Genomic DNA, 26475 nt, shown 5'->3' on the forward strand with positions numbered 1-26475 from the left:
CTCCGACGGCTTGAAAGCGCCGCCCGGCTCAGCTGGGCGGCGTTTTTCGTCGTATTTCCGTCATGCGTTGGCAAATCGGTGTTATCCTTCCAACAGGGAGGAGCGCCCATGCTCACACGCCGGACCATAACGGCGGGACTGGGTCTATCGATGGCCGCGCCGCCAGCGTTGGCGGCGGCCGTCGCGCCGGTTCCATTGCCACAGCTTCCACCTTCGACCGGTTCACCGCCGCCCGATCAACTGGTGCTGCTCGACGCGGGCCTGGATCAGCACGCCCGCATGACCCTCGAAGTCGTGATCAACGGTCAAGGTCCCTTCCAGTTTGTGGTCGACACAGGTGCGGACCGCACCGTTTTGACGCCGGGCCTCGTCGAGCGACTATCACTGCCGGCCGGTCCGGAGATCATCGTCCACGGCGTCTCCGGCTCGGTGACCACGTCGACGGCCAGGATCGACAATCTGCGCGCCGGTGACGCCAAGCTCCAAGACGTGAACCTGCCCGTGCTGCCGTATGACCGCGTTGGAGCGGATGGACTTCTGGGAGTCGACATCCTGGAAGGCCGGAACATCGTCATGGATTTTCCGAGAAAACGCCTTGAGATCAGGCGCACTCAGAGAGTCTCGCAGGTCATGCGCATGTCGAGCGAGGTTTCGGTGGCGGCTGACGAGCAATTCGGACGGCTGACACTGGCCGATTCCCGGATCGGCGGCGTGAGGTCGCTGGCCTTCATAGACTCAGGCGGAGGCGTCAGCATTGGCAACATGGCCCTGGCGCGGGCCATCGCGACCCGCCGCCGCCGCACGCCTGACTTTGTCCGGCCGGCCCGCTTGCTGACAGCCGGCGGCGAGATGCAGCTGGGCGAGTTCAGGCTGGTCCCATCCGTGCTGATGGGCGACCTGAGGATTACGAACGTCCCCATGGCCTTCGCCGACCTGCACATCTTCGACCTCTGGTCGTTGAACAATCGACCGGCCGCCTTGATCGGCGTCGACATCCTTCGCCTGTTCGCACGCGTCGAGCTGGATTTTGGAGCGGGACGCGTTCTGTTCCGACTGGGGCAGGGCGGCTTGGCGCCTCGGATCTGGAACGCCTGACTACTGCGAGCGTCCGCGGTCCATCACCTGGCGGCGGCGCGCCTCGACCTTTTCCGGCGTGACCTCGCGATTGTGGCCGCTCGAGCGCTCGTGTTCGAGCGCCAGGGCTTCGCCGAAGGCGCGCGCATAGCCGTCGTCGATCAGGCCCTTGTAGAAGGCCAAGGTCTCGACCGGGATCGAGGCCATGTCCTCGGCGAGCTTCAAGGCTGTGGGCAGAAGATCGCTCGGCGCGGTGACGCGATTGACCAGGCCCCAGTCGGCGGCCGTCCGGGCGTCGAGGAAATTGCCGCTGAGCGACAGCTCCTTGGCGCGATAGGGGCCGATCAGGCGCGACAGCTTCTGTGAGAGTCCCCAGCCGGGCATGATCCCGACCCGAGCGTGGGTATCGGCGAAGCGGGCGGTCTCGGAGGCGATCAGCACGTCGCAGGCGAGGGCGAGTTCGAAGCCACCCGTGATCGCCACGCCATTGATCGCGCCGATGACGGGCTTTCGGCACCGCTCGACCGCCCTGACCGGATTTGAGCGCGCGTCCTGGTCGTTGGCGGCGCCCATCGCCGAGGCGTCGCCGCCTAGCTCCTTGAGGTCCAGTCCCGCCGTGAAGGCGCGTTCGCCCGCGCCGGTCAGGATCACCACGCTGACGTCCTCATCGCCGTCCAGCGCCACCATGGCGTCGTAAAGCGCCAGCCTGAGGGCCTTGGAGAGCGCGTTCATCGCCTCGGGGCGGTTCAGGGTGACAATGGCGATCGGTCCGCGTCGTTCGACGTCCAGCATGTGATCCTCCCATGGATGTTCGATGTTCGGTGGCTCTCCCGAAGGGAAGTCAAGTTGCGCGAGGGACGCTTGGCGGCTAAAGCCTGCCGCGCCTTTTGGCCTTGAGGAGCAGTCCATGACCGAGATCGTCGACATCATCGCCCGCGAAATTCTCGACAGCCGGGGCAACCCGACCGTCGAAGTCGACGTGATTTTGGAGGACGGCGCCTTTGGTCGCGCCGCGGTGCCGTCGGGCGCCTCGACCGGCGCTCACGAGGCCAACGAGAAGCGCGATGGCGACAAGGCCCGCTATCTCGGCAAGGGCGTCCAGCAGGCCGTCGACGCCGTCAACGGCGAGATCTTCGACGCGCTGTCGGGCGTGGACGCCGAGGACCAGCGTCGTCTCGACAACCTGCTGATCGAACTGGACGGCACTCCGAACAAGGCCCGTCTGGGCGCCAACGCGATCCTCGGCGTCTCGCTGGCCGCGGCCAAGGCCGCCGCCGAGTCGGCCGGCCTGCCGCTCTACAAGTACGTCGGCGGCGTCAACGCCCGCGTGCTGCCGACCCCGATGATGAACATCATCAACGGCGGGGCTCACGCCGACAATCCGATCGACATCCAGGAGTTCATGATCCTGCCGACCGGCGCCAAGGACTTCCGCGAAGGCCTACGCATGGGCGCCGAGATCTTCCACGCCCTGAAGAAGGCCCTGAAGGACGCCGGTCACAACACCAACGTCGGCGACGAAGGCGGCTTCGCCCCGAACCTCGCCAGCGCCGAGGCCGCGCTCGATTTCATCGTCAAGGCTGGCGAGAAGGCTGGTTACAAAGCCGGTGACGACTTCGTCCTGGGCCTGGACGTCGCCTCGACCGAGTTCTTCAAGAACGGCAAGTACGAACTGGAAGGCGAGGGCAAGTCGCTCGATCCGGCCGCCATGGTCGACTATCTGGCCGGCCTGGTGGCCAAGTTCCCGATCCTCACCATCGAAGACGGCATGGCCGAGGATGATTTCGAGGGCTGGAAGCTGCTGACCGATACGCTGGGCAAGAAGGTCCAACTGGTCGGCGACGACCTGTTCGTGACCAACCCCAAGCGTCTGCAAATCGGCCTGGACAAGGGCCTGGCCAACTCGATCCTCGTGAAGGTCAACCAGATCGGCACGCTGTCGGAAACCATCGACGCTGTCGAGCTGGCCCACCGCCACGGCTACACCAGCGTCATGAGCCACCGTTCGGGCGAGACCGAGGACAGCACGATCGCTGACCTGGCCGTCGCGCTGAACTGCGGTCAGATCAAGACGGGCTCGCTGGCGCGTTCGGACCGGACGGCCAAGTACAACCAGCTCCTGCGCATCGAGGAGATGCTGGACGACCAAGGCGTCTATGCCGGTCGCGCGGCGTTGAAGGGCCGCTAAACTCTTCCATAGCGTTGGCTTTTGAGGGCGTGGCTTCGCAGGAGGCCGCGCCCTTTTGCTTGTAGCCGGCCGTTTCGATCGCGCTCGGACCGTCGCCGATTCCGCCTATCGGGGAGCTCTCTGGCGGTGAGAGGGCGTCGTCAGGAAAGGTTAACCCACAAATTTTCTAAAAGGGTCGCATTGGTTTCAAAAGAGACCAGTTTTCGCGCCTTCGCTACCGCGAAATGGCTTCGGCGATGCGGCATCTAGATGCGGCTGAAACCATCTCACGTGAAAGCACCGCCCCGGGGTCATCGCTGCGAGAGACCGGCGTTCGCAACACCCAGATTTAGAAGGCGTTAAGCAGGGTCAGCGATCCTGCGAATCCCTCTTTGGGACGCTCAGATGTTCGCCCGACTGCAACCTTTCCTGCCGACCGCGGCGATTTTCTTCCTGATTTTTTACTTCGCCTTTCACGCTCTGACCGGTGATCGGGGCCTGCTGTCCATTTCGCAGCGCAATGCGGACCTCGCAGCAAAAACAAAGGAACTCAGGAAGATACGTGCAGAGAGGATGGACCTGGAGGCCCGCGCTCGTCTATTACGCAGCGGCAGTCTGTCGGCCGACCTGCTGGAAGAGCGCGCGCGCTCGCTCCTAGGATACGCCGACCCGAGGGACTATGTGATCCGGGTCAAGCGTTCGAGCTGACCGAATCCATAATCCTTTGGAATCGATTGTCAGCCGGCGCGGCGCCATTTGGCTCCGTGCCGCTTGATGGTGCACTAGAGCGTTTCCTTCGCGGAACCGACGACTTTTTCGGCGGGAAATGCTCTCAAGACGAAGGCCGCGATGAAGATTGGCCAGGGAGATTTGAATGGCGCGTACGCGCAAGGCTGAGGCCTCAGAGGGGAAGGCGGCTGACACCGGTGTCAACGCCTTCGTCGGAAAAGACGAACTCCTGAAATTCTATCAGGACATGCTGCTGATCCGCCGCTTCGAGGAGCGAGCCGGCCAGCTGTACGGCATGGGTCTGATCGGCGGCTTCTGCCACCTGTACATCGGTCAGGAAGCCATCGCGGTCGGCATGCAGTCGATCTCGCAGAAGGGTGACCAGATCATCACCGGCTACCGCGACCACGGCCACATGCTGGCCGCGGGCATGGATCCGCGCGAGGTCATGGCCGAGCTGACCGGCCGCGCCGGCGGCTCGTCCAAGGGCAAGGGCGGCTCGATGCACATGTTCGACGTCGAGACCGGCTTCTACGGCGGTCACGGCATCGTCGGCGCGCAGGTTTCGCTGGGCACGGGTCTCGCGCTCGCCAACGCCTACAAGGGCAACGGCAACGTGTCGTACGCCTACATGGGCGACGGCGCGGCCAACCAGGGCCAGGTCTACGAGAGCTTCAACATGGCCCAGCTCTGGAAGCTGCCGGTCGTGTACGTGATCGAGAACAACCAGTACGCGATGGGCACCGCCGTCGAGCGCTCCGCCTCTGAGACCGCCTTCCACAAGCGCGGTATCTCGTTCCGCATTCCGGGCGAGGAAGTCGACGGCATGGACGTCGTCGCCGTCCGTGAAGCCGGCGCCCGCGCCACCGAGCACGCCCGCAGCGGCCAAGGTCCCTACATCCTCGAGATGAAGACCTATCGCTATCGCGGCCACTCGATGTCGGACCCGGCCAAGTACCGGACGAAGGAAGAGGTCGACGAGGTCAAGACGACCCGCGATCCGATCGACCACATCAAGGAGCGCCTGGCCAAGGCTGGCGTCACCGAAGACGACCTGAAGAGCGTCGACGCGGAAGTGAAGCGCATCGTCGCCGAAGCCGCCGAGTTCGCTCGCACGAGCCCCGAGCCGGATCCCTCGGAACTGTACACTGACGTATACCTGGAGGCCGCCGAGTGACGGACATCCTGATGCCCGCCCTTTCTCCCACCATGGAGGAAGGCACCCTGGCCAAATGGCTGGTCAAGGAAGGCGACACCATCAAGGCCGGCGACGTGATCGCCGAGATCGAGACCGACAAGGCGACGATGGAAGTCGAAGCCGTCGACGAAGGCGTGGTGGAAGCCATCCTGGTCCCGGCCGGCAGTGAGAACGTCAAGGTCAACACGCTGATCGCTCGCCTGAAGGGCGAAGGCGAAGCCGCCTCGACGCCCGCCGCTGCGCCGGCTCCGGCCGCTGAGGCCGCGCCGGCTCCGGTCGCCACGGCCCCGGCCGCCGGCCCGATCTCGGCCGCCTCGACCTTCGCCGATCCGGAAGTCCCGGCCGGCACGCCGATGAAGAAGATCACGGTCCGCGACGCCCTTCGCGACGCCATGGCCGAAGAGATGCGTCGCGACGACCGCGTGTTCCTGATGGGCGAGGAAGTCGCCCAGTACCAGGGCGCCTACAAGGTCAGCCGCGACCTGCTGCAGGAATTCGGCGACAAGCGCGTCGTCGACACCCCGATCACCGAGCACGGCTTCGCCGGCATGGGCGTCGGCGCGGCCATGGCCGGCCTGAAGCCGATCGTCGAGTTCATGACTTGGAACTTCGCCATGCAGGCGATCGACCAGATCATCAACTCGGCCGCCAAGACGCTCTACATGTCGGGCGGTCAGATCAAGTCGTCGATCGTGTTCCGCGGCCCCAACGGCGCGGCTTCGCGCGTGGCGGCTCAGCACAGCCAGGACTACGCCGCCTGGTACGGCAACGTCCCGGGCCTGAAGGTCATCGCGCCTTACGACGCCGCTGACGCCAAGGGCCTTCTGAAGGCCGCGATCCGCGATCCGAACCCGGTCGTCTTCCTCGAGCACGAGATGATGTACGGCCACGAGTTCGACATCCCGGACGTCGAGGACTGGGTCGTGCCGATCGGCAAGGCCAAGGTCCGTCGCGAAGGTTCGGACGTGACGCTGGTGGCCTACAGCCGAATGGTCGGCTTCGCGCTGAAAGCGGCCGAGGAGCTGGAGAAGGAAGGCATTCAGGCGGAGGTCGTCGACCTGCGCACGATCCGTCCGATGGACCACGCGACCATCCTGGAAAGCGTCAAGAAGACCAACCGCCTGGTCACGGTCGAGGAAGGCTGGGGCCCGATGGGCGTCGGCGCCGAGATCGTCGCCCGCATCACCGAGCACGGCTTCGACTACCTGGACGCCCCGCCGCTGCGGGTCCACCAGGAAGACGTGCCGCTGCCCTATGCGGCGAACCTGGAAGCCCTGTCGCTGCCCTCGGTCGAGAAGATCGTGAAGGCCGCGAAGGCGGTCAGCTACCGCTAAGACCGGCGCGGCCCTCGCCCTCGACGGCGGGGGCCGCATCGTCTTGGCCAACGAATTCATCCCGCCGCGAGGCGGGGTATCGTGGACGACGGCCCAAATACTCCAAGGGGGCCGTGAAAGTCCCGAACGCTTGAGGAAGAAGCTCAATGTCGATCGACATCCTGATGCCCGCCCTGTCGCCCACCATGGAGGAGGGGACCCTCGCCAAGTGGCACGTCAAGGTCGGTGACACCGTCAAGGCCGGCGACGTGATCGCCGAGATCGAAACCGACAAGGCCACTATGGAAGTCGAGGCCGTCGACGAAGGCGTGGTCGAGGCCATCCTGGTCGACGCCGGAACCGAGAACGTCAAGGTCAACGCCCTGATCGCCAAGCTGGCGGGCGAGGGCGAGAGCCCCGCGCCGGCCCCGAAGGCCGAGGCGCCCAAGGCCGCCGCCGCTGCTCCGGCCCCGACGGCTGCTCCCGCCGCCCCGGCTCCTGCCGCGCCCGCGCCGGCGGCTCCGGTCGCCGCCGACGGCTCGCGCGTCTTCGCCTCGCCGCTGGCGCGTCGTCTGGCCTCGGCCGCTGGCCTGGACCTGAAGAGCATCAAGGGCACCGGCCCGCACGGCCGTGTCATCAAGTCCGACGTCGAGGCCGCCAAGTCGGGCGCGCCCGCCGCCAAGGCCGCTCCGGCCTCGACCAGCGCCGCTCCGGCCGCCGCCGAGCCCCGCAAGGCTCTGTCGCTGGAGCAGATGGGCATCCCCGCCGGCTCGTACGACCTCGTCCCGCTGGACGGCATGCGCAAGACGATCGCGCGTCGCCTGACGGATAGCTTCCGCGACGTGCCGCACTTCCCGCTGCAGATCGATCTCGAGATCGACGCCCTGCTGGCGGCCCGCGCCAAGATCAACAGCCTGCTGGAAAAGCAGGGCGTGAAGGTCTCGGTCAACGACATCGTCATCAAGGCCGCCGCCGTGGCCCTGAAGCAGGTGCCGGAAGCCAACGCCAGCTACACGCCTGAAGGCATCGCCATGCACCACAACGCCGACATCGCGGTGGCCGTGGCGATCGACGGCGGGCTGATCACCCCGATCATCCGCAAGGCCGAAACCAAGGGCCTGGCCCAAATCTCGGCCGAGATGAAGGACCTGGCCCAGCGCGCCAAGGACAAGAAGCTGAAGCCCGAGGAATTCCAGGGCGGCACCTTCTCGATCTCGAACCTCGGCATGTTCGGCATCAAGTCGTTCGCCTCGATCATCAACGAGCCGCAAGGCGCGATCATGAGCGTCGGCGCGGGCGAACAGCGTCCGGTCGTCAAGAACGGCGAGCTCAAGGTCGCCACGGTCATGACCGTGACCCTGACCTGCGATCACCGCGTGGTCGACGGCGCGATCGGCGCCAAGTTCCTGGCGGCCTTCAAGCCGTTGATCGAAGAGCCGCTGACCCTGATCGTCTAAGCGGCGGGAGGACGAGATGTCCGTCTACGACTACTCGGCCAAGACGCTGGACGGCCAGGACGCGAGCTTGGCCGAGTATCGCGGCCAGGTTCTGCTGATCGTCAACACGGCCAGCAAGTGCGGCTTCACTCCCCAGTACGAGGGGCTGGAGCAGCTGTGGCGGACCTACAAGGATCGTGGCTTCACGATCCTGGCCTTCCCCTGCAACCAGTTCGGCGCCCAGGAGCCGGGTGATGCGTCCGAGATCGCGAACTTCTGCTCGCTGACCTATGACGTCACCTTCCCGGTGATGTCGAAGATCGACGTCAACGGCGGCGACGCCCACCCGCTCTACAAGTTCCTCAAGAAGGAACAGAAGGGCCTGCTGGGCACCGAGGCGATCAAGTGGAACTTCACCAAGTTCCTGATCGGCCGTGACGGCGAGGTGGTGGAGCGGTTCGCGCCCACCACCAAGCCTGAAGACCTGACGGCGGCGATCGAAGCGCTGCTCTGAAATTTCCCCGGACTGGTCTTCGGACTGGTCGACCGTCGCGCCGCTCCCTCGGCCGGCGTCCAAGCTAGGGTTGAGAAGACTATGTCCACGGAATTCGATGTCGTCGTCATCGGCGCCGGTCCTGGCGGCTATGTGGCCGCGATCCGCGCCAGCCAGTTGGGCCTGAAGACGGCCATCGTCGAGCGTGAGAACCTGGGCGGCATCTGCCTGAACTGGGGCTGCATCCCCACCAAGGCCCTGCTGAAGTCCGGCGAAATCTACGAGCAGCTCTCGCACCTGGGCGGCTACGGCCTGTCGGTCGAGAAGGCTTCGTTCGACTTCACCAAGATCATCGAGCGCTCGCGCGGCGTCGCCAAGCAGATGTCGAGCGGCATCGCCTTCCTGATGAAGAAGCACAAGATCGAGGTGATCGAGGGCGAGGCCAAGCTCGAGAAGGGTAATCCCGCGCCCAAGCTCGTCATCGCGCTGAAGGCCGGCGGCAGCCGCACGGTTCAGGCCAAGAACGTGATCCTGGCCAGCGGCGCCCGCGCCCGCGAGATCCCGGCCATCGGCGCGGTCTCGGACGGCGACAAGATCTGGACCTACCGCGACGCCCTGGCGCCCAAGAGCATGCCTAAGTCGCTGGTCGTGATCGGCTCGGGCGCCATCGGCATCGAGTTCGCCAGCTTCTACCGCGCGCTGGGCGCTGAAGTGACCGTCGTCGAAGCCATCGACCGCATCATGCCTGTCGAGGACGAAGAGGTCTCCAAGGCCGCCCAGAAGGCGTTCGAGAAGCGCGGCATCAAGTTCCGCATCGGCGCCAAGGTCGGCAAGATCGAGAAGACCAAGGACGGCGTCGCCGTCACGGTCGAGGCCAGCGGCAAGATCGAGCAGTTGACCGCCGAGAAGTGCATCGTCGCCGTCGGCATCGCGCCAAACAACGAGGGCCTGGAAGCGCTGGGCGTCAGCCTGGATCGCGGTCACGTCGTCACCGACAAGCACGGCCGCACCAACGTGCCGGGCCTCTACGCCATCGGCGACATCGCCGGCGGTCCCTGGCTCGCCCACAAGGCCAGCCACGAGGGCATCCACGCCGCCGAGGCCATCGCCAGCTACAAGACCCCCAACGTCCACTCGCCGATCCCCGGCTGCACCTACGCCAACCCGCAGGTCGCCTCGGTCGGCTACACCGAAGCCGGCGCCAAGGCCGCGGGCATCGAGGTCAAGGCGGGCCGCTTCCCGTTCCGTGTCAACGGCAAGGCCGTGGCCGCGGGCGAGGTCGAGGGCTTCGTGAAGACCGTGTTCGACGCCAAGACTGGCGCCCTGATCGGGGCCCACATGATCGGCCACGAAGTGACCGAGATGATCCAGGGCTTCGTCACCGCGATCACCCTGGAAGCGACCGAGGAAGACCTGCACGGCATCGTCTATGCTCACCCGACCATGTCGGAAGCCATGCACGAGGCCGCCCTGGACGCCTACGGCCGAGTCCTGCACATCTAGGCTCACTAGGGAGACTGGATGGCGCGCAAGGCAGCCGCGACGGGCGAGAAGCCGGCCAAGGCCAGGAAGGGGTCCAAGACGACCCTTTCCGAAGCCAACCTGGCTGACCTGGGTCCAGAGCGCCTGGCCGCCATCCTGCTCGACCTCTCCAGCGACAGCCACGTTAAGCGCGTGCTGCGTCTCGAGTTGTTCGCGGAGTCCAGCGCCGAGGGCTTGGCGCTAGAGATCTCGAAGCGCCTCGCGACGATCGGTAAATCCTCGTCGCGCATCCACTGGCGCAAGCGAGCCGCCTTCGCCAAGGATCTCGACCTGCATCGCCGCATGATCGAGCGGCTGGCGGAGGACGACGCGACAGCCGCGCTGGACCTGATGCTGGACCTGCTGGATCTGGCGACGCCCACTTTGGATCGCCTCAGCCAGGCGGAAGGCCCGATCGGCGAAGTCTTTCTGGCCGCGCGCGACGGCGTCGGCGCGATCGCCGCCAAGGCCATGCCCGATCCCGTCGCGCTGGCCGACCGGGTCGCAAGGCTGCTGCGGCGTGACGACTACGCTCAGTTTGGACCGCTGGTGAACGCCGTGACGCCGGCGCTCGGCGCCAAGGGGCAGGCGCATCTGCGCGAGACGCTGGAAAAGATGCTCGCCGCGCGCTTGACCCGCTCGGCGCATCTCTTCGACGCCCAGGGCGCGATCTACAAGGACGCCTTGCGCCGCCTGGCCGACGCCAGCGGCGATGTCGACGCCTTCGAGGCGACCTTCTCGCCGGAGCTGCGCAGAACGCCTCTGGTCTCCGCGGAGATCGCGCGGCGGCTGCTGGAAGCGGGGAGGGCTGAGGACGCCCTGGGGACCCTGCAGGCTGGCGCGCCAGGAGAGCAGCGCGGTCGTCACCAGAGCGCCGTCGAGGAGCGCGTCGCCTGGGAAGACGCGATGCTGGAGGCGCTGGAGGCGACGGGCCATCACGAGGAGGCTCAAAAGCGCCGTTGGGCGGACTTCGAGGCGACGCTGTCAATCAGCCGCCTGCGCGCCTATCTGAAGGGCCTGCCGGATTTCGACGACGTCGAGGCCGAGGACCAGGCCAAGGCGGTCGCCAAGCGCTTCCCGCGCTTCGACACGGCTCTGGCCTTCCTGGTCTCCTGGCCTGACCTTCCGGCGGCCGCCCGGCTGGTGCTGTCGCGGTCGGGCGAGATCAATGGCGCGGACGACACTCTGGTCGTCGAGGCCGCGCGCCGGCTGGAGGGCAGTCATCCTCTGGCGGCCACCCTGTTGCTGCGAGCGTCAATCCAGTACGTCCTGACCTACGGCGTGGCGACCCGCTATGCGGAAGCCGCCCGCCAATTGCTTGAGGCGGAGTCCTTGTCGGCCATGATCGGGGACTATGGCGAGTACCCCGACCACGCCGCGTTCGTCTCGGATCTGCGTGCGCTGCACAGCCGCAAACAGGGCTTCCGCGCGGAGCTGGAAGCCCTGGGCGGCGCCTTCTAGGGACGTTTGCGCACTTGGGCGTCTACGCTCCACTCGCCGGGTCCCTGGAACACCAGGTATAAAAAGACGAAGCAGAACAGGATCGCCGCTTCGCCGCCATTCAGGGCCGGCCAGAAGCCCTTGCTTCCGTGCGCCAGGAAATAGGCGATGGCCATCTGGCCGGACAGCACGAAAGCGACCGGTCGGGTGAACAGGCCGACCGTGAGCAGGACGCCGCCGATGATCTCGAGCCAGGCCGCCGCCAGCAGCAGCGGTGGCAGCGGATCCGGAGCGCCGGGTTGAGCGGCCGGGAAGTGCAGCAGCTTCATCAGCCCATGCTCCATGAAGAGCAGGGCGGCGACGATACGCAGCACGCTGAGGACGCGGGGCGACCAGATGACGAGGCGTTCCATGCCTTTCCTCCTTAGTGACGCTTATTCAACGCCCGGAAGGCGGATTGGTCACGCCGCGCGGGTGTCGGTCTCGGCCATGCGCTGGATCGCGACATAGTCGGTTTTGCCACTGCCCAGCACGGGCACCTCGGTGACCTTCAGAATCTTGCGCGGCACGGCCAATTCCGGCGCCCCGATCGTCTGGGCGTGGGCGACCAGAGGCGCGACGTCGGCGTCGGGGCGGTCGGTGACCAGGATCAGCTTCTCGCCCTTTTTCTTGTCCGGCAGGGAGATGACCGCGTGACGACCGTCCGGCCACACGGCGGACGCCAGGTCCTCGGCGGCCGTCAGGGAGACCATCTCGCCGCCGATCTTGGCGAAGCGCTTCACGCGGCCCTTGATGGTGATCCACTGGTCGTCGGTCATGGTGACCACGTCGCCGGTGTCGTGCCAGCCGTCCTCGGGAGGATCGACGCCGCCGTCCTCGCGCAGATAGCCAGCCATGATGTTGGGGCCGCGCACGAAGAAGCGACCGCCCTCGGCGATGCCCTCGACGGGCTCGATCCGCACCTCCTGGCCCGGCAGCAGGCCGCCGACCGTGCCCGGGCGATTGTCGAGCGGCTTGTTCACGGCGATGACAGGCGAGGCCTCGGTCGCGCCATAGCCTTCCAGCACAGGCACGCCGCCGAAGCGCTCCTTGATCAAGGCGTGGGTCTCATCGCGCACCTTCTCGGCGCCGCAGACGATGAACTTTAGCCCCGCCAACTCGTCGGTGTCGGAGGCGCGGGCGTACTGGTTTACGAAGGTGTCGGTCGCCAGCAGGATTGAGGCCTTACAGTCCTTGATCAGCGGCGGGATCTGCTTGGTGTGCAGGGGCGACGGGTACTGGAACGCCTTCATGCCGGTCAGGATCGGCAGGACCACGCCGCCGGTCAGGCCGAAGCAGTGAAACACCGGCAGCGGGTTGAACATCACCCAGTTGGGATCGAGTTCGATGTGCGCCGCGATCTGCACGGCGTTCTGGACAAGGTTCTCCTGGGTCAGGACCACGCCGCGCGGCGCGCCAAAGCTGCCTGAGGTAAATAGCACCACGCCCTTGTCAGAGGGCTTGGCCGGTGCGCGGAACTGGCGCGGGAACAAGCCGGCGGCCGCGGCGAACAGCTTGTCGCCCAGGCCGATCGTGGCGCGCACGTCCTCGAGATAGGTGATCTCGGCCTGCACCCCGATCGCATCGATGATGTCGTGAAGCTTGCCGAGCTCCACGAACTTATGGGCGGTCAGGACGCGTTTGATCCCCGCCAGTCGGCAGGCGGCCTTGATGTTCCGCAGGCCCGCCGTGAAGTTCAGCATGGTCGGCACGCGGCCAAAGGCGTGCAGGGCGAAGAAGGTCACCACCGCCCCCGCGCCAGACGGCAAAAGCACGCCGACGTTCTCGCCAGGACGGGTCATGGCGGCGATCTTGCGGCCCAAGGCGAAGCTGGCCCGGATCAGGTCCGTATAGCTGAGCGGATTGCGATCCTGGTCCTCCAGGATCTGCTTCCTAGCGCCATACTTGTCGCGGGCGTCGATAAGGGCGTCGAAGAGGGCTTTTTGGCCGTTTCGCGCGTCGTAAGCTACCGGCATCCCGCCGAAACCTCCCCGAAAAGCGATGACCGCTTTCGTTCGTTAGACGCCGAGTCTGCCGAGGAAGGTCTCGCTTTGCAAGAATGAGTCACAAAGCGTGAGTTTCGGCCTTTGTGGCGTAAGGCCTTGAGCAATCCCTACGGTTCCATCGTGGTCGTTCCCGGACCCGGGAGTGATTCCGTCACGAAAGGGGTCTTAAGCAGGATCAAGCGCTTGATCCTGAAGCCAAGAAGACCGATTTAGGCGCCATGGCCACGGTGATCGACACCCTCAAGGCTCGCGGCTCGGAAGACCGGGCGGCGCGCCACCCCGAAAAGCAGAACCGTCCTGATACGCCGGTGCTCCGCAAACCCGAGTGGCTGCGCGTCCGCGCCCCGGGTTCGGGTCAGTACAACGAGACCAAGAGCATCGTGCGGGAAAACCGCCTGCATACGGTCTGCGAGGAAGCGGCCTGTCCGAACATCGGCGAGTGCTGGAGCCAGAAGCACGCGACCATGATGATCATGGGCGAGATCTGCACCCGCGCCTGCGCCTTCTGCAACGTCACGACCGGCCTGCCGACCCAGCTGGACCCCGACGAACCGCGCCGTGTGGCCGAGGCCGTCGCCAAGATGGGTCTCAAGCACGTGGTCATCACCTCGGTCGACCGCGACGACCTGCTGGACGGCGGCGCGCGTCACTTCGCCGAGGTGGTCACCGCGATCCGCGCGGCTGCGCCGGGAACGACGATCGAAATCCTGACCCCGGACTTCCTGCGCAAGGACGGGGCCGAGACGGTGGTGATCGACTCCAAGCCGGACGTCTTCAACCACAATCTCGAGACCGTGCCGCGGCTCTATCTGAAGATCCGCCCCGGCGCGCGCTACTACAACTCGCTGCGCCTGCTGGACCGCGTGAAGCAGCGCGATCCCTCCCAGTTCACCAAGTCCGGCCTGATGGTCGGCTTGGGCGAGACCAAGGAGGAGGTCATGCAGGTGATGGACGACATGCGCTCGGCCGGAGTCGACTTCATCACCATCGGCCAGTATCTGCAGCCGACCCGCAAGCACGCGGCCGTCGAACGGTTCGTCACGCCCGAGGAGTTCAAGGCCTACGAGGCGATCGCCCGGGCCAAGGGCTTCCTGATGGTCTCGTCCAGCCCGCTGACCCGCTCGTCGCACCACGCTGGCGACGACTTCGCCAAGCTGCAGGCCGCGCGCCGCGCGCTCGACGCCCGCAAGGCCTGACGCCTTGCATCGTCACGTGGTGACGCGCGTGCTGCCGTACGCGCCGGAGCAACTGTTCCAACTCGTCGGCGACGTCGAGGCCTATCCCAGCTTCGTGCCGTGGATCACCGGCATGCGCACCTGGAACGCGCGTGAGGACGGGCCAATCAGCACCGTCGACGCCGAGGCCCAGGTCGGCTTCTCGTTCCTGCGCGAGAAGTTCGCGACGCGAGTTCGCCGCGATAGCGACGCGCTCAGCATCGACGTCAATCTGCTGTACGGCCCGTTCAAGCGCCTGGCGAACGCCTGGCGCTTCATTCCGGAAGAGGGCGCGACGCGCATCGAGTTCACGATCGAATTCGCCTTCAAGTCGCTGATGCTGGACGCGCTGCTGGCCGCCAATGTCGACAAGGCCGCCGGCAAGTTGATCGCGTGCTTCGAGGATCGCGCTCGGCAGATCTACGGATCGCAGGCCTAGTCCTTCGGCCCGACGGCCTCCTCGACGCGTTCCTCGAAGTCGCCAAGATTGGCGAACAGGTTCTCGATCGCGAACACCAGGCCGAACACCCGCGCGGCGCCGTCGAACTCGAGATCGCGGGTGACGCCCTTTTCGCGCAAGCCCTCGAAACACGTCTGGAAGGTCTGGTGAGCGGCCGCAAAGCCTATGCGGTCTGGCTTGGGCCCGCCGGCAAGGAGGTCCGCCGATGCTCTCAGGAATTGGCTGCAGGCCTCGAGCATGTCGGCGGCGGCGGGCGCGATGGCGTCCGGCAAATCGCCTCGCACGGCGCGGCTGACCATCACCGTGTCATTGCGCAGTCGCCACAACGTCCGTGGCAAGGCCTCGGACACCGAACGATCGCTCAGTCGCGAGGCGCTTTCGCGATCGGCTTCCGTCACGGCCGTCTGAAGCTTGGCGAGCGCCGCGCGGAGATCGTCCTGAGCCTTGAGGTAGTCCGTCGGGCCAGGCGTTCCGCGAAGCGCCAGGACGTGGCTTTCCAGGATGTGCGCCTGCAGGCCGGCGATCTTCTGGATGCTGGCGACGACGGACGCGTGGGCGCGCGCAGGGAAGATCAGCAACGTCGCCGCGACACCGACCAAGCTGCCGACCGTGATCTCGGCGACCCGGAGACCGGCGGCGATCAGCGGGTCCATGTGCGTCGTCGTGCCGATCAGCATGATCACGGCGGTGACCGGGGCCGCCTTCAGCGAAGGCCTCATCGAGACCAGGAAAGCGAGCAACGCCACCGTCACGCACAGGATCAGGCCGCCGAACTCCGGCCAGCGCGTATGGAGATAGGCCGCCACGGCGCCGGCGAGGGCCCCGACCACCGTGCCCAGGAAGCGCTCGATCGATGCGGTGATCGTCGCGCCAAGGCTCGCCTGGACCACGATGACGGCGGTGAACACCGCCCAGTAGCCCTGTGGCAGGCGCAGCAGGGTCGCCAGGGCGTAGGCCGCGCCGGCGGCGGCGGAGACGCGAATGGCGTGGCGGATCTCCGTCTTGCGGGCGGCGGCGGCTTTCAGCGCCCGCTGCGAGAGGTTGGCGCCGGTGAAGCGCCGCCAATCGCTGGGCGAGGTCTCAGGCACTAGGCCACCGCCTCGCGGAGCATTTCCAGCGCCGTGACGATCGCGGCCAGCTGGACGGCCTCACGGGTGTCGCCCAGAAACCGCTCGTGGCGATGGACGACCGAGCGGTTGGCGCGGGCTACGGCGAAGTGAACTGTGCCGACCGGTTTCAGCGGCGTGCCGCCTCCGGGGCCTGCGACGCCGGTGATCGCGACGGCCACGTGGCCGTTGCTCTCTCTAAGCGCGCCTTCGGCCATCATCCGGGCGACGGGTTCCGACACCGCGCCATGGTCGGCGATCAGGTCGCCAGGAACACCCAGCATCTCGGACTTGGCCCGGTTGGTGTAGGTGACGAAGCCGCGCTCGAAGACGTCCGAGGCGCCGGGGATGGCGCAAATCGCGCCTGCGACGAGGCCGCCGGTGCAACTCTCCGCCGTGTGACCAGGCGTAGGGAGCGACCGCGCGCCTCGTCGATCAACAGGCGGGCCAGGGTCTCTATCTCCAGCGGGAACATGCGAGTCTCCGTCTTCGCGCCGTCAGCCTAGCCTGTTCAGGCCGGAGTCTCGACCGATACGACGGCGGAGGCGGCGAGGCCTTCGCCGCGACCCGTGAAGCCCATCTTCTCGGTGGTGGTCGCCTTGACGCTGACGCGATCGACCGGAAGTCCCAGGATCTCCGCCAGCCGCTCGCGCATCGCTTGACGGTGCGGTTTGATCTTGGGCCGCTCGCAGATCAGCGTGACATCGACATTGATGATCGCGCCGCCCTTCGCGGTCACGAGGTCGGCGGCGTGTTTCAGAAACAGGTCCGAGGCCGCGCCTTTCCATTGCGGATCGGTGGGCGGGAAGTGATCGCCGATGTCGCCTTCGCCGATCGCGCCGAGAATGGCGTCGGTCAGGGCGTGCAGGCCGGCGTCGGCGTCCGAGTGGCCGATCAGGGTCTCGTCGTGCTTGATCGCGACGCCGCAAAGCCAGACTTCCTCGCCCGGTCCCCAGCGGTGGGCGTCGAAGCCTTGACCGACACGGGTGACGCGCGTGGCGCCGGCTAGGCGTTCGGCCATGGCGAAGTCCTCTGGATAGGTCAATTTCATCAGCAACGGATCGCCGGGCGCGATCGCGACGCGTCCGCCAGCGGCTTCCACCACCTGGACGTCGTCGGTCGGCTCGTCGCCCGACCAAGCGGCATAGGCCTCGATCAGGGTCCGTCGACGGGCGGCCTGGGGCGTCTGGGCGCGCCACAGATGCTCGCGAGAGGTCGTCACGGGGTTCTGGTCCGGTTCGGCGCGCTTGAGGGTGTCGGCGACGGGGAGGGCGGGCAGGGCGGCGTCGGCGTCTCCGAGCGCCGTCAGAACGTCGCGGATCGTCTTCTGGGCCAGCAGGGGGCGCGCCGCGTCGTGGACCAGCACGGGTTCGTCCGCCGGGCGATGAGCCAGGGCGGCCAAGCCAGCCTGAACCGAGAGGGCTCGAGTAGCGCCTCCGCGCGCTGGCCGCCAACCCGCGAGCCCTTGCAGGACGTCCGGCAGCGCCGTTTCGCCCTCATCGGTCGTCACGACCACGACCTCCGACGCGCCGGCCGCGAGGAACGCCTCGACAGACCACCTCAGAACGGGTTTGCAGGCCAACATGCGCCATTGCTTGGCCTGGCCCGGGCCTGCTCGGGTTCCCGAGCCGGCGGCGACGATCACGGCGGAGAAGCTCATGGGGGCTGTTTAGTCGGACGACGTCCCTTGTCCAGTCGATACGGGCTTTACTGCGCCGCACAATGTGCCTAAAAAGAATGCTACGGGGATGATCATAAAATGAGCAACAGGCTCGAGGTCGGCGGGGTTTGCGTCCCTGGTCGGGTGTGGATTGCGCCTATGACCGGGGTCTCGGACCTGCCCTTCAGAGAAACGGCCACGGCGCTCGGCGCGCCATATGTGGCGACGGAGATGGTGGCCAGCGCGGAGTTCGCGAAGGGCAGGCCCGACGTCGTCCGTCGCGCCGCCGTCGGCGACGGCTTGCCGCTGACGGTGATTCAGCTTGTCGGGCGCGACATCGATTGCATGGCCCAAGGCGCGCGCATGGCGGCCGAGGCGGGGGCCGAGATCATCGATCTGAACTTCGGCTGTCCGGCCAAGGAAGTCGCCGCCGGCGCGGCCTGCGGGTCGGCTTTGATGCGCGAGCCGGATCTGGCGGAGGCGCTCGTGGCTGCCGCGGTCCGGGCGGTGGATGTTCCGGTGACCGTCAAGATGCGTCTGGGCTGGGACGATGGCAGCCGCAATGCGCCCGAAATCGCCGCTCGGGCCGAAGCCGTCGGAGCCAAGGCCATTACGGTGCATGGCCGCACCCGCAACCAGTTCTACAAGGGCGTCGCCGACTGGTCCGCCGTCGCCCAGGTCAAGAAGGCTGTGTCGGTGCCGGTGCTGGTCAACGGCGACATCGTCGACGGCGAGAGCGCCCGCGCCGCCCTCGAGCAATCCGGCGCCGACGGCGTCATGATCGGGCGCGGCGTCTATGGACGCCCCTGGATCGCTGGCGCGATCGAAGCCGCGCTGGACGGTCGGGGCTTCGCCGAGCCCGAGGCCGAGGAGCGCCTGGCGATCGCGCTCACCCATTTCCGCCGCAGCCTGTCCTTCTATGGCGAGCGGCAGGGCCTGAAGATGTTCCGCAAGCACTTGGCTTCTTACATCGAGGCCGCGCCTTGGCCCGAAACGGCCGAAGCGCGCCGCGCCGCGCGCGCCACCCTGTGTCGCCTAGAGGATCCCGCCGCCGTGGAGGCCGCCTTGCGCGACCTCTGGCTGGCGGGCGGGAGATTAGCCGCATGACCGACAGAGCCCGCGTACTGGGCGGTGTCGCCACCGACGCCTTGAAGTCGGCGGCCTTTGATCTCAGCCCCGAGCCCGCGCTCGTGGTGGATCGCGACGGCGGCCTTGTCGCCGTCAACGAGGCCGCCGAAGCGCTCTTTGGTCATGGCCTGTCTCTCTTGGCGCGGGGCCGCTTCCGAGCCGCCCTGCCGCCGGGGTCGGTGCTGGTCTCGCTGCTGGATCGAGCCATTTCGGAGGGCGCGCTCGTCCGCGAGCATGGCGTCGAGGTCAACCTCTTTGGCCAGCCCCCCTTCGAGGCGGATGGCGCGGCCGCGCCGCTGGGCGACGGGTCTGTTTTGCTGACGCTGCACGTCAAGGGCGTGCTGGGCGTTGATCGCGGCGCGGACGCCGCCGGGCTCCGCTCCGTTGTCGGGCTTGGCAAGATGCTCGCCCATGAGATCAAGAACCCGCTCGCCGGCATTCGCGGCGCCGCACAGCTGCTCAAGACCGGCGCCAGCGCCGTGGATCAGCCGCTGGCGCAGTTGATCGTCGACGAAACCGATCGCATCCGCCGGCTCGTCGACCGCATGGAGGCGTTCTCGGACAACGCGCCGACTCCCCGCGAACCGGTCAATATCCACCAGGTCCTCGACCGCGTGCGCGCCCTGGTCGCCAATGGGGTCGCCGACGGGCTGCAGTTGAAGGAAAGCTACGACCCGTCCCTGCCCCCGGTCTGGGGCGATGAGGATCATTTGATCCAGGTGTTCCTGAACCTGACCAAGAACGCGGCCGAGGCGGCGCACATGCGCGGCGACGGTCGCGGAGCGATCTCGATCCACACCGCCTGGCGTCCCGGCGTTCGCGTTCGCGGCGCCGACGGCAAGACCTCGAGCGGCGCGCCGATCGAGGTGCGTGTGGTCGATAACGGGCCCGGCGTTCCGACCACTTTGCGCGATCATCTGTTCCAGCCCTTCGTCACCACCAAGGCCAACGGAACGGGGCTTGGCCTCGCGCTGGTGACCAAGTTGGTGACCGCCCATGGCGGGCTGATCGACTTCGAATCCGAGCCCGGCCGCACCGTCTTCCGCGTGCTGCTGCCCATCGCGCCGCAAAATGGCGCTCCCGACACTGTTTCCGGAGACGCGTGAGTATGAACGCCGCGAGCAAGAAGATCCTGATCGCCGATGACGACAGCTCGGTTCGGCTGGTGCTCAGTCAAGCCTTCACGCGCTTGGGCTATCAGGTCCGCGCCACCGGCAACGCGACCACGCTGCTGAAATGGGTCACGGATGGGGAGGGCGACCTCGTCGTCACCGACGTGATGATGCCGGACGAGAATGTCTTCGATGTCTTGCCGCGCATCCGCAAGGAGCGTCCCAAGCTGCCGATCATCGTGATGAGCGCGCAGAACACGCTGCTGACGGCGGTCAACGCCGCCGACGCCGGCGCTTTCGAGTACGTCTCCAAGCCCTTCGATCTCGACGACGTGACGGCCGCCGCGCGGCGCGCGCTCTCGCGTCCGGCCGATACCGAGGCCTCCAAGGCCCAAGCCCGCGCCATGCGGGACGAGCGTCTGCCCCTGATCGGCCGCTCGGCGCCGATGCAGGAGGTCTATCGGACCATCGCGCGCCTGGTCGGCGCCGACCTGACGGTCCTGATTCTCGGCGAGAGCGGCACCGGCAAGGAGCTGGTCGCGCGCGCCCTGCACGAGTTGGGACGCCGGCGTGACGGCAAGTTCGTGGTCCTGAACCTGGCGGCCGTGCCGCGGGAGCGGGTCGAGGTCGAGCTGTTCGGACGGGGCGAGGGAGACAATGGCCGCCTGGTCGAGGCCGATGGCGGCACGCTGTTCCTCGATGAGATCGGCGACATGCCGCTCGACGCCCAGACCCGTCTGTTGCGCGTCATCGACGGCACCGAGCCGGTGATCAATCCGAAGACGGGGCGCCGGCCCAATGTCCGCATCATCGCGGCGACCAACCGCGATCTGCGGGGCCTGATCCAGCAGGGCCTGTTCCGCGAGGATCTCTTCTTCCGCCTGAACGTCGCGCCCGTGCGCCTGCCGCCGCTGCGTGATCGCGCCGAAGACATCCCGGACCTGGCGCGAACCTTCCTTCTGCGCGCGGCTCGCGAAGGGCTGCCCGCCAAGACGATCGACCAGAGCGCGTTGGATCGGCTGAAGAGCTATCCGTGGCCCGGCAACGTGCGCGAGCTCGAGAACCTGATGCGCCGCATGTGCGCGCTCTACGCCGAGGAGCTGATCACGGCCCGCATCGTCGATCGCGAGCTGCAGGATCACACGCCGGCGGTGCGGTCTGAGGAAGGGCCTGTCACGCTCTCAACGCTGGTCGAACGGCATCTGGCCTCGCACTTCGCCGACCAGCCGGATGGTGTGCCGCCGCCGGGACTGTACGATCGCGTCCTTCAGGAGATCGAGCGGCCCCTCATCCAGCTCACGCTCTCGGCGACGCGGGGCAACCAGGTGCGGGCGGCCGAAATCCTCGGCCTCAACCGCAACACGCTGCGCAAGAAAATCCAGGATCTCGGCGTCGAAATGACCCGCGGGCGACGCTAGACTGAAGCATTCGTAGCACATAGCTGTTGAATTCAGGGCACACCCCCCTAAAATCAGGGGTGATGGCTTCAGTGGCTTACGCGACCGGATCGGAAGCCCCGCCGACCCGCTTCAGCCGGGCTTGGTGGCGAGAGCTTTTGCGATCTCGCTACCTGATGGCTGGCGGTTATGCGCTGGCCGTCCTGTTGACGGTCGCCGGTGTCGCGCTGGCCTCTTCTCCGCCCAAGACCGACTCGATCAGCACCGCGAGCACGGTGATCCTGGTCGTCCTGGGCTTCAATCTGGTCCTGATTCTGGGCGTGGCGACGATCGTCGGTCTGCGCCTCTATGATCTGATTGACGCCCGCGCCAGTGACGAGGGCGCGCGACTGCACCTACGGTTCGTCGGCCTTTTCTCGCTCGCCGCCGTGGCGCCGGCGGTGATCGTGGCGCTGTTCTTCGGCGTGCTGGTCAATCGCGGCGTCGACGGCTGGTTCAGTCAGAAGGTCCAGACCGTGGTCGGCAATTCGGCCAAGGTCGCCAATTCGTACGTCGAGCAGCAGAAGAATTACATCTCCGAGCATATCGCGCCGATGGCGGCGGACCTGAACCGCGCCGCGCCGGCGATGTCGCAGTCGCCGGTGGCGTTCGGCCACTATCTGGCGGGCGTGATGGAGGACAACGGCTTCTCGGCCGCCTACGTGCTGGACCGCGACGGCCGCATCCTAGCCCGAGCCGAAACGGCCGCCGCTCCGCCGTTCCTCGCGCCGCCGCCGTCCAGCTACCAGGCGACCGACAGTGGCGAGGTCAGCGCTCAACGCTTTGTGTCCAAGGACCTCTTCCGCGCGCTCTACAAGCTGAAGGCGTTCCCGGACGGCTATCTCTACGTTGTGCGGCCGATCGAGCAGGGCATCCTGAGCCACTTGATCGAAACCCAGGACGCGCTGCTCTCCTATCGCGACGCCGAGCGTAGTCGGGGGCGCATTCAGGCGATCTTTGGCCTCAGCTACCTGGAGACCGCGCTGCTGGTTCTGGTCGCGGCGATTTGGGTCGGCATCGCCGCCGCCAACTCGATCGCGGGTCCGGTCGCCGATTTGGTGGAGGCGGCGGGACGCGTCTCGGGTGGCGATTTGGACGCTCGCGTGGAGGCCAGTTCGGGACCGGAGGAAATCCGCGCCCTGTCCAACGCCTTCAACATGATGACCAGTGAACTGCAGCTGCAGCAGGCGGCCCTGAAAGCCGCCAGCCTCGACGCCGAAAGTCGACGCCAGTTCATCGAGACGGTGCTTTCGGGCGTTAGCGCCGGCGTCGTCAGTCTCGACGAGCGCGCCAGGGTCTCGGCCGTCAATCGGCGGGCCACCGCGCTGCTGGGCCTGCCCGACGACGCGTTGGGCGTGGACCTTATCACCTTGGCTCCAGAATTCGCGGTCGTCATGGAGGCGCTGCAGGAGAGCCGGCCGGATACCGATGTCGAGGTCGACATCATGCGCGAGGGCGAGACCCGGCGCCTTCGCGTGCGCGCCGCCGGCCATGTGGCGGCTGGCCTGGTTCTGACCTTCGATGACATCACCCGTCTCGTCGCGGCCCAGCGAAACGCCGCCTGGAAGGACGTGGCGCGTCGGATCGCCCACGAAATCAAGAACCCGTTGACGCCGATCCAGCTGTCGGCTGAGCGCCTGCGCCGCAAGTATCGCAAGGAGATCGCCAGCGATCTTGAGACTTTCGATCGCTGCACGGACACCATCATTCGGCAGGTCGGCGATATCGGTCGCATGGTCGATGAGTTCTCGTCCTTCGCCCGGATGCCGGCGCCCCGCTTCGCGCCCGCCAACTTGACCGAGATGCTCCGGCAGGCCGTTTTCGCTCAGCGGTTCCAAGACGCCGAGATCGAGGTGAAGTTGGAGGAGCCCGGCCAGGGCGACATCTGGATCACCTGCGACGAGCGCATGATCGGGCAGGCGCTGACGAACATCCTGAAAAATGCTGGCGAAGCCGTCGGCGCTAGGCGCCTAGTCGACGTCGACCTGCGTGGACGGATCACCGCCACCCTGACCTCCGACGCCGAGGATTTTTGCGTGACTATCGAGGACAATGGCGTTGGCCTTCCCTCCAAGGATCGAGATCGCTTGACTGAGCCCTATGTGACGACCCGCGAGAAAGGCACCGGCCTCGGCCTGGCCATCGTCAAGCGGATCATGGAGGACCATGGCGGAGGCCTGGCCCTCACGGATGCGCGCGAGCCGCCTGGCGCTCGCGTGATCCTGAAGTTTCCAACGACCGCGCGTCTGCCCACCGCGGCCCAAAGTGGCGTTGAGGAGATGATATGAGCGCCGACGTTCTGGTGGTGGATGACGAAGCCGACATCCGTGAATTGGTGGCTGGCATCCTTGAGGACGAGGGTTACGCCGTCCGAACGGCCGCCGACTCCGACCAAGCGCTCGCGGCGATCCGCGCGCGCAAGCCCGCCCTGCTGATCCTTGACATCTGGATGCAGGGCGGCGGCATGGACGGCCTTGAGTTGCTGGACATGATCAAGGCGTTGGACGCCGATCTGCCGGTGATCATGATTTCGGGCCACGGCAACATCGAGACCGCCGTCAGCGCCATCAAGCGCGGCGCCTACGAGTTCCTGGAGAAACCGTTCAAGTCGGACCGGCTGCTGCTGGTGGTCGAACGCGCGCTCGAGGCGGCCGGCCTGCGTCGCGAGAACCGGCGGCTTCGCGCCCAGACGTTGTCGCCGGACGGCCTGATCGGTAAGTCCGCGGCGGCCCAGGCGCTCCGGCAGTTGATCCTGAAGGTCGCCCCGGCCAACAGCCGCGTGCTGGTCGCCGGCCCGCCCGGCGCCGGCAAGGAGCTCGTGGCGCGGTTGATCCACGGGGCCAGCGCGCGCGCACGTCAGGAGTTTGTTGCGGTCAGCGCGGCTGGCATGGCTCCCGAGCGTCTCGATGTCGAGCTCTTCGGCGAAGAGGGCGAGGGCGGTCGTCCCCGCAAGATCGGCGTGTTCGAACGGGCGCACGGCGGCACGTTGTACCTCGACGAGGTCGCGGACATGCCGCGTGAGACCCAGGGCCGGATCTTGCGGGTGCTGGTCGAGCAACGCTTCCGCCGTGTCGGCGGCGACAATGACGTCCAAGTCGATGTTCGGGTGATCTCGTCCACATCGCGCGACCTGCGCGACGAAATCGCCGCCGGCCGCTTCCGCGAAGACCTTTTCCACCGCTTGAACGTGGTGCCCGTTCGCGTCCCTGGGCTTGCCGAACGCCGGGAGGACATTCCCGAGCTGATCAACTTCTTCATCGAGCGCATCAGCGAGGCCACCGGTCTTCAGCGCCGGAAGCTGGGCGAGGACGCTCTGGCCACGCTGCAGGTCCAGACCTGGCCGGGCAATGTTCGCCAGCTCCGCAACAATGTGGAGCGGATGCTGATCCTGGCCTCTGGCGAGCCGGGCGACGTGATCACCGCCGAGATGCTCTCGGGCTCGGACCAGCCCAGCGCCGGCAATGCCGGCGCCATCGGCGCCGAGCGGATCATCGCCCTGCCGCTGCGCGAGGCGCGTGAGCTGTTTGAGCGGGAATATCTGAACGCTCAGATCCTCCGATTTGGCGGCAACATCTCGCGGACCGCCAACTTCATCGGCATGGAACGCTCGGCGCTGCACCGCAAGCTGAAATCCCTGGGTGTCGCCGGCGCTCGGGCCGAAGAGGAAGAGTAGATGTCGCGTTTCGCCTATGTGAACGGCCAGTTCGTACGCCACGGCGAGGCCGCCGTTCACATCGAGGACCGCGGCTATCAGCTGGCCGACGGCGTCTACGAGGTGTGGGCCGTGTTCGACGGCAAGCTGGTCGATGCAGAAGGTCACTTCGCGCGGCTGTGGCGTAGCCTCGACGAGTTGCGGATCGCCCATCCCATGAGCGAAGCCGCGCTGACCTTGGTTCTGCGCGAGGCCGTGCGGCGCAACAAGGTGCGCGAAGGTCTGGTCTACCTGCAGGTGACACGCGGCGTCGCCCGCCGCGATCACGCCTTCCCGAATCCGGCCGTTCCGCCTTCGGTTGTTATCACGGCCAAGTCGATCGATCGCGCCGCCACGAACGCGAAGGCTGAAAAGGGCGGTTCCGTGATCTCGGTTCCCGAGAACCGCTGGGGCCGCTGCGACATCAAGTCGATCGGCCTGCTGCCCAACGCTCTGGCCAAGCAGGCGGCTCGCGAGCGCGGCGCCGTCGAGGCCTGGTTCGTGGACGACATGGGCCTGGTGACCGAGGGCGCGTCTTCCAACGCATGGATCGTCGACGCGGAGGGGACGCTCCGCACCCGCGACACGAACGCCAACATCCTGCGCGGCGTCACGCGCTCGACCTTGCTGGAGGTGATCCGCGAGGCGGGACTGCCGATCAGCGAAAAGCCTTTCACCATCGCCGAGGCGCAGGCCGCCAAGGAGGCCTTCATCACCGGCGCGGGGTCGTTGGTGACGCCGATCGTGCAGGTGGACGGCGTCAAGCTTGGGGATGGGCAAGCCGGGCCAGTGGCAATGAAGCTCCGTCGCGCCTATATAGCTCGAGCGCGTGAGAAAGCCGTCTGAAGCCTGAGCAATTTTCGCCAGGAGCGTTGGCTGGTCGCGTGACCTTGCGGAAATTTTCGCTAGCGACTTGTCGCTTTCAGTGAAAAATCATCTAGCATGGACTTGTTTGTGTGGGGGGCGTGTGGCCCTCCGTGAACAATGAGAGGGGAACCCCCGATGTCTGCCGAGAAGAAGCAAAACCTCCAGGACACGTTCCTGAACAGCGTGCGCAAGTCGAAGACGCCGCTCACCATTTTCCTCGTCAACGGCGTGAAGTTGCAGGGCGTGGTCAGCTGGTTCGACAATTTCTGCGTCCTGCTGCGTCGCGATGGCCAGTCGCAACTGGTCTACAAGCACGCCATTTCCACCATCATGCCGGCGCAGCCTGTCCAGCTCTATGAGCCCAGCGCCGACTCCGACGACTGAG

23 protein-coding genes and 1 pseudogene are annotated in these 26475 nt (G+C 66.6%); 18 read left to right on the forward strand and 6 right to left on the reverse strand.

The genetic code is table 11. The features are described from left to right. The first annotated feature begins 108 nt into the window (after positions 1-108). Complete coding sequence (locus tag CSEG_RS09870) at positions 109-1095, forward strand: retropepsin-like aspartic protease (RefSeq protein ID WP_013079091.1); 987 nt, start codon at positions 109-111, stop codon at positions 1093-1095. Here CSEG_RS09870 and CSEG_RS09875 read toward each other — a convergent pair whose 3' ends face one another. Next, a complete protein-coding gene (locus CSEG_RS09875; RefSeq protein WP_013079092.1) occupies positions 1096-1866 on the reverse strand; it encodes an enoyl-CoA hydratase in 771 nt (256 codons plus the stop codon). It lies immediately after the preceding gene. 115 nt (positions 1867-1981) lie between these two features. Between CSEG_RS09875 and eno the strand changes: the two genes are divergently transcribed. The 8 genes from eno (at position 1982) to CSEG_RS09915 (ending at position 11392) form a co-directional block, all read left to right on the forward strand. Further along, a complete protein-coding gene (eno, locus tag CSEG_RS09880; RefSeq protein ID WP_013079093.1) occupies positions 1982-3262 on the forward strand; it encodes a phosphopyruvate hydratase in 1281 nt (426 codons plus the stop codon). A gap of 384 nt (positions 3263-3646) precedes the next feature. Beyond that, the gene (locus CSEG_RS09885; protein WP_013079094.1) at positions 3647-3949 is read left to right on the forward strand and encodes an FtsB family cell division protein; all 303 of its coding nucleotides are present in this window, start codon (positions 3647-3649) and stop codon (positions 3947-3949) included. Between the two features lie 166 nt (positions 3950-4115). Beyond that, positions 4116-5147, forward strand: a complete 1032-nt coding sequence (pdhA, locus tag CSEG_RS09890) for a pyruvate dehydrogenase (acetyl-transferring) E1 component subunit alpha (protein ID WP_013079095.1) — start codon at positions 4116-4118, stop codon at positions 5145-5147. Further along, a complete protein-coding gene (locus CSEG_RS09895) occupies positions 5144-6502 on the forward strand; it encodes a pyruvate dehydrogenase complex E1 component subunit beta (RefSeq protein WP_013079096.1) in 1359 nt (452 codons plus the stop codon). Before pdhA ends, CSEG_RS09895 begins: the two co-directional genes overlap by 4 nt. Before the next feature lie 146 nt (positions 6503-6648). Further along, positions 6649-7938 (forward strand): pyruvate dehydrogenase complex dihydrolipoamide acetyltransferase, encoded by a 1290-nt coding sequence (locus CSEG_RS09900; protein WP_013079097.1) that lies wholly within the window; start codon positions 6649-6651, stop codon positions 7936-7938. Between the two features lie 16 nt (positions 7939-7954). Continuing rightward, positions 7955-8431 (forward strand): glutathione peroxidase, encoded by a 477-nt coding sequence (locus tag CSEG_RS09905; protein WP_013079098.1) that lies wholly within the window; start codon positions 7955-7957, stop codon positions 8429-8431. 81 nt (positions 8432-8512) lie between these two features. Then, positions 8513-9913, forward strand: coding sequence for a dihydrolipoyl dehydrogenase (gene lpdA, locus CSEG_RS09910; protein ID WP_013079099.1), 1401 nt, complete (start codon positions 8513-8515; stop codon positions 9911-9913). A gap of 18 nt (positions 9914-9931) precedes the next feature. After that, positions 9932-11392 carry a DUF6880 family protein gene (locus tag CSEG_RS09915; protein WP_013079100.1) on the forward strand — a complete coding sequence of 487 codons (1461 nt, stop codon included), beginning with the start codon at positions 9932-9934 and terminating at the stop codon, positions 11390-11392. Here CSEG_RS09915 and CSEG_RS09920 read toward each other — a convergent pair. Beyond that, on the reverse strand, positions 11389-11784 hold the full coding sequence (locus CSEG_RS09920; protein ID WP_013079101.1) for a DoxX family protein: 396 nt from the start codon (positions 11782-11784) through the stop codon (positions 11389-11391). The genes CSEG_RS09915 and CSEG_RS09920 overlap by 4 nt on opposite strands. A 48-nt stretch (positions 11785-11832) precedes the next feature. Beyond that, entirely contained in the window at positions 11833-13386 is a 1554-nt protein-coding gene (locus tag CSEG_RS09925) for an AMP-binding protein (protein WP_013079102.1), read from the reverse strand. Positions 13387-13634: 248 nt separating this feature from the next. Between CSEG_RS09925 and lipA the strand changes: the two genes are divergently transcribed. Then, entirely contained in the window at positions 13635-14612 is a 978-nt protein-coding gene (gene lipA / locus CSEG_RS09930; protein WP_013079103.1) for a lipoyl synthase, read from the forward strand. Positions 14613-14616: 4 nt separating this feature from the next. Further along, positions 14617-15069: a type II toxin-antitoxin system RatA family toxin gene (locus tag CSEG_RS09935; protein WP_013079104.1), complete on the forward strand. Its 453-nt coding sequence runs from the start codon at positions 14617-14619 to the stop codon at positions 15067-15069. Here the strand turns inward: CSEG_RS09935 and CSEG_RS09940 are convergent. The 3 genes and pseudogenes from CSEG_RS09940 to CSEG_RS09950 all read right to left on the reverse strand — a co-directional run bounded on the left by CSEG_RS09940 (position 15066) and on the right by CSEG_RS09950 (position 17856). Then, entirely contained in the window at positions 15066-16178 is a 1113-nt protein-coding gene (locus CSEG_RS09940) for an FUSC family protein (protein ID WP_013079105.1), read from the reverse strand. The genes CSEG_RS09935 and CSEG_RS09940 overlap by 4 nt on opposite strands. Beyond that, positions 16178-16671 (reverse strand): annotated as a pseudogene (locus CSEG_RS09945) (CinA family protein). Before CSEG_RS09945 ends, CSEG_RS09940 begins: the two are co-directional and overlap by 1 nt. A gap of 36 nt (positions 16672-16707) precedes the next feature. Then, positions 16708-17856, reverse strand: coding sequence for a bifunctional 2-C-methyl-D-erythritol 4-phosphate cytidylyltransferase/2-C-methyl-D-erythritol 2,4-cyclodiphosphate synthase (locus CSEG_RS09950; protein WP_013079106.1), 1149 nt, complete (start codon positions 17854-17856; stop codon positions 16708-16710). A 99-nt stretch (positions 17857-17955) separates the two neighbouring features. Here CSEG_RS09950 and dusB point away from each other — a divergent pair, with 99 nt between their 5' ends. The 7 genes from dusB to hfq all read left to right on the forward strand — a co-directional run bounded on the left by dusB (position 17956) and on the right by hfq (position 26474). Continuing rightward, on the forward strand, positions 17956-18963 hold the full coding sequence (dusB, locus tag CSEG_RS09955; RefSeq protein WP_013079107.1) for a tRNA dihydrouridine synthase DusB: 1008 nt from the start codon (positions 17956-17958) through the stop codon (positions 18961-18963). Continuing rightward, entirely contained in the window at positions 18960-20090 is a 1131-nt protein-coding gene (locus tag CSEG_RS09960) for a two-component system sensor histidine kinase NtrB (RefSeq protein WP_013079108.1), read from the forward strand. Before dusB ends, CSEG_RS09960 begins: the two co-directional genes overlap by 4 nt. Positions 20091-20092: 2 nt before the next feature. Continuing rightward, complete coding sequence (locus tag CSEG_RS09965) at positions 20093-21514, forward strand: sigma 54-interacting transcriptional regulator (protein WP_013079109.1); 1422 nt, start codon at positions 20093-20095, stop codon at positions 21512-21514. Positions 21515-21576: 62 nt separating this feature from the next. After that, entirely contained in the window at positions 21577-23820 is a 2244-nt protein-coding gene (locus tag CSEG_RS09970) for a sensor histidine kinase NtrY-like (protein ID WP_013079110.1), read from the forward strand. Beyond that, on the forward strand, positions 23817-25205 hold the full coding sequence (gene ntrX, locus CSEG_RS09975; RefSeq protein ID WP_013079111.1) for a nitrogen assimilation response regulator NtrX: 1389 nt from the start codon (positions 23817-23819) through the stop codon (positions 25203-25205). The genes CSEG_RS09970 and ntrX overlap by 4 nt, the downstream gene beginning before the upstream one ends. After that, a complete protein-coding gene (locus tag CSEG_RS09980; RefSeq protein ID WP_013079112.1) occupies positions 25206-26069 on the forward strand; it encodes a D-amino-acid transaminase in 864 nt (287 codons plus the stop codon). Positions 26070-26225: 156 nt separating this feature from the next. Further along, on the forward strand, positions 26226-26474 hold the full coding sequence (gene hfq, locus CSEG_RS09985) for an RNA chaperone Hfq (protein WP_013079113.1): 249 nt from the start codon (positions 26226-26228) through the stop codon (positions 26472-26474). Position 26475: the final 1 nt, after the last annotated feature.

The organism is Caulobacter segnis ATCC 21756 (assembly GCF_000092285.1).
Classification (GTDB): Bacteria; Pseudomonadota; Alphaproteobacteria; order Caulobacterales; family Caulobacteraceae; genus Caulobacter; species Caulobacter segnis.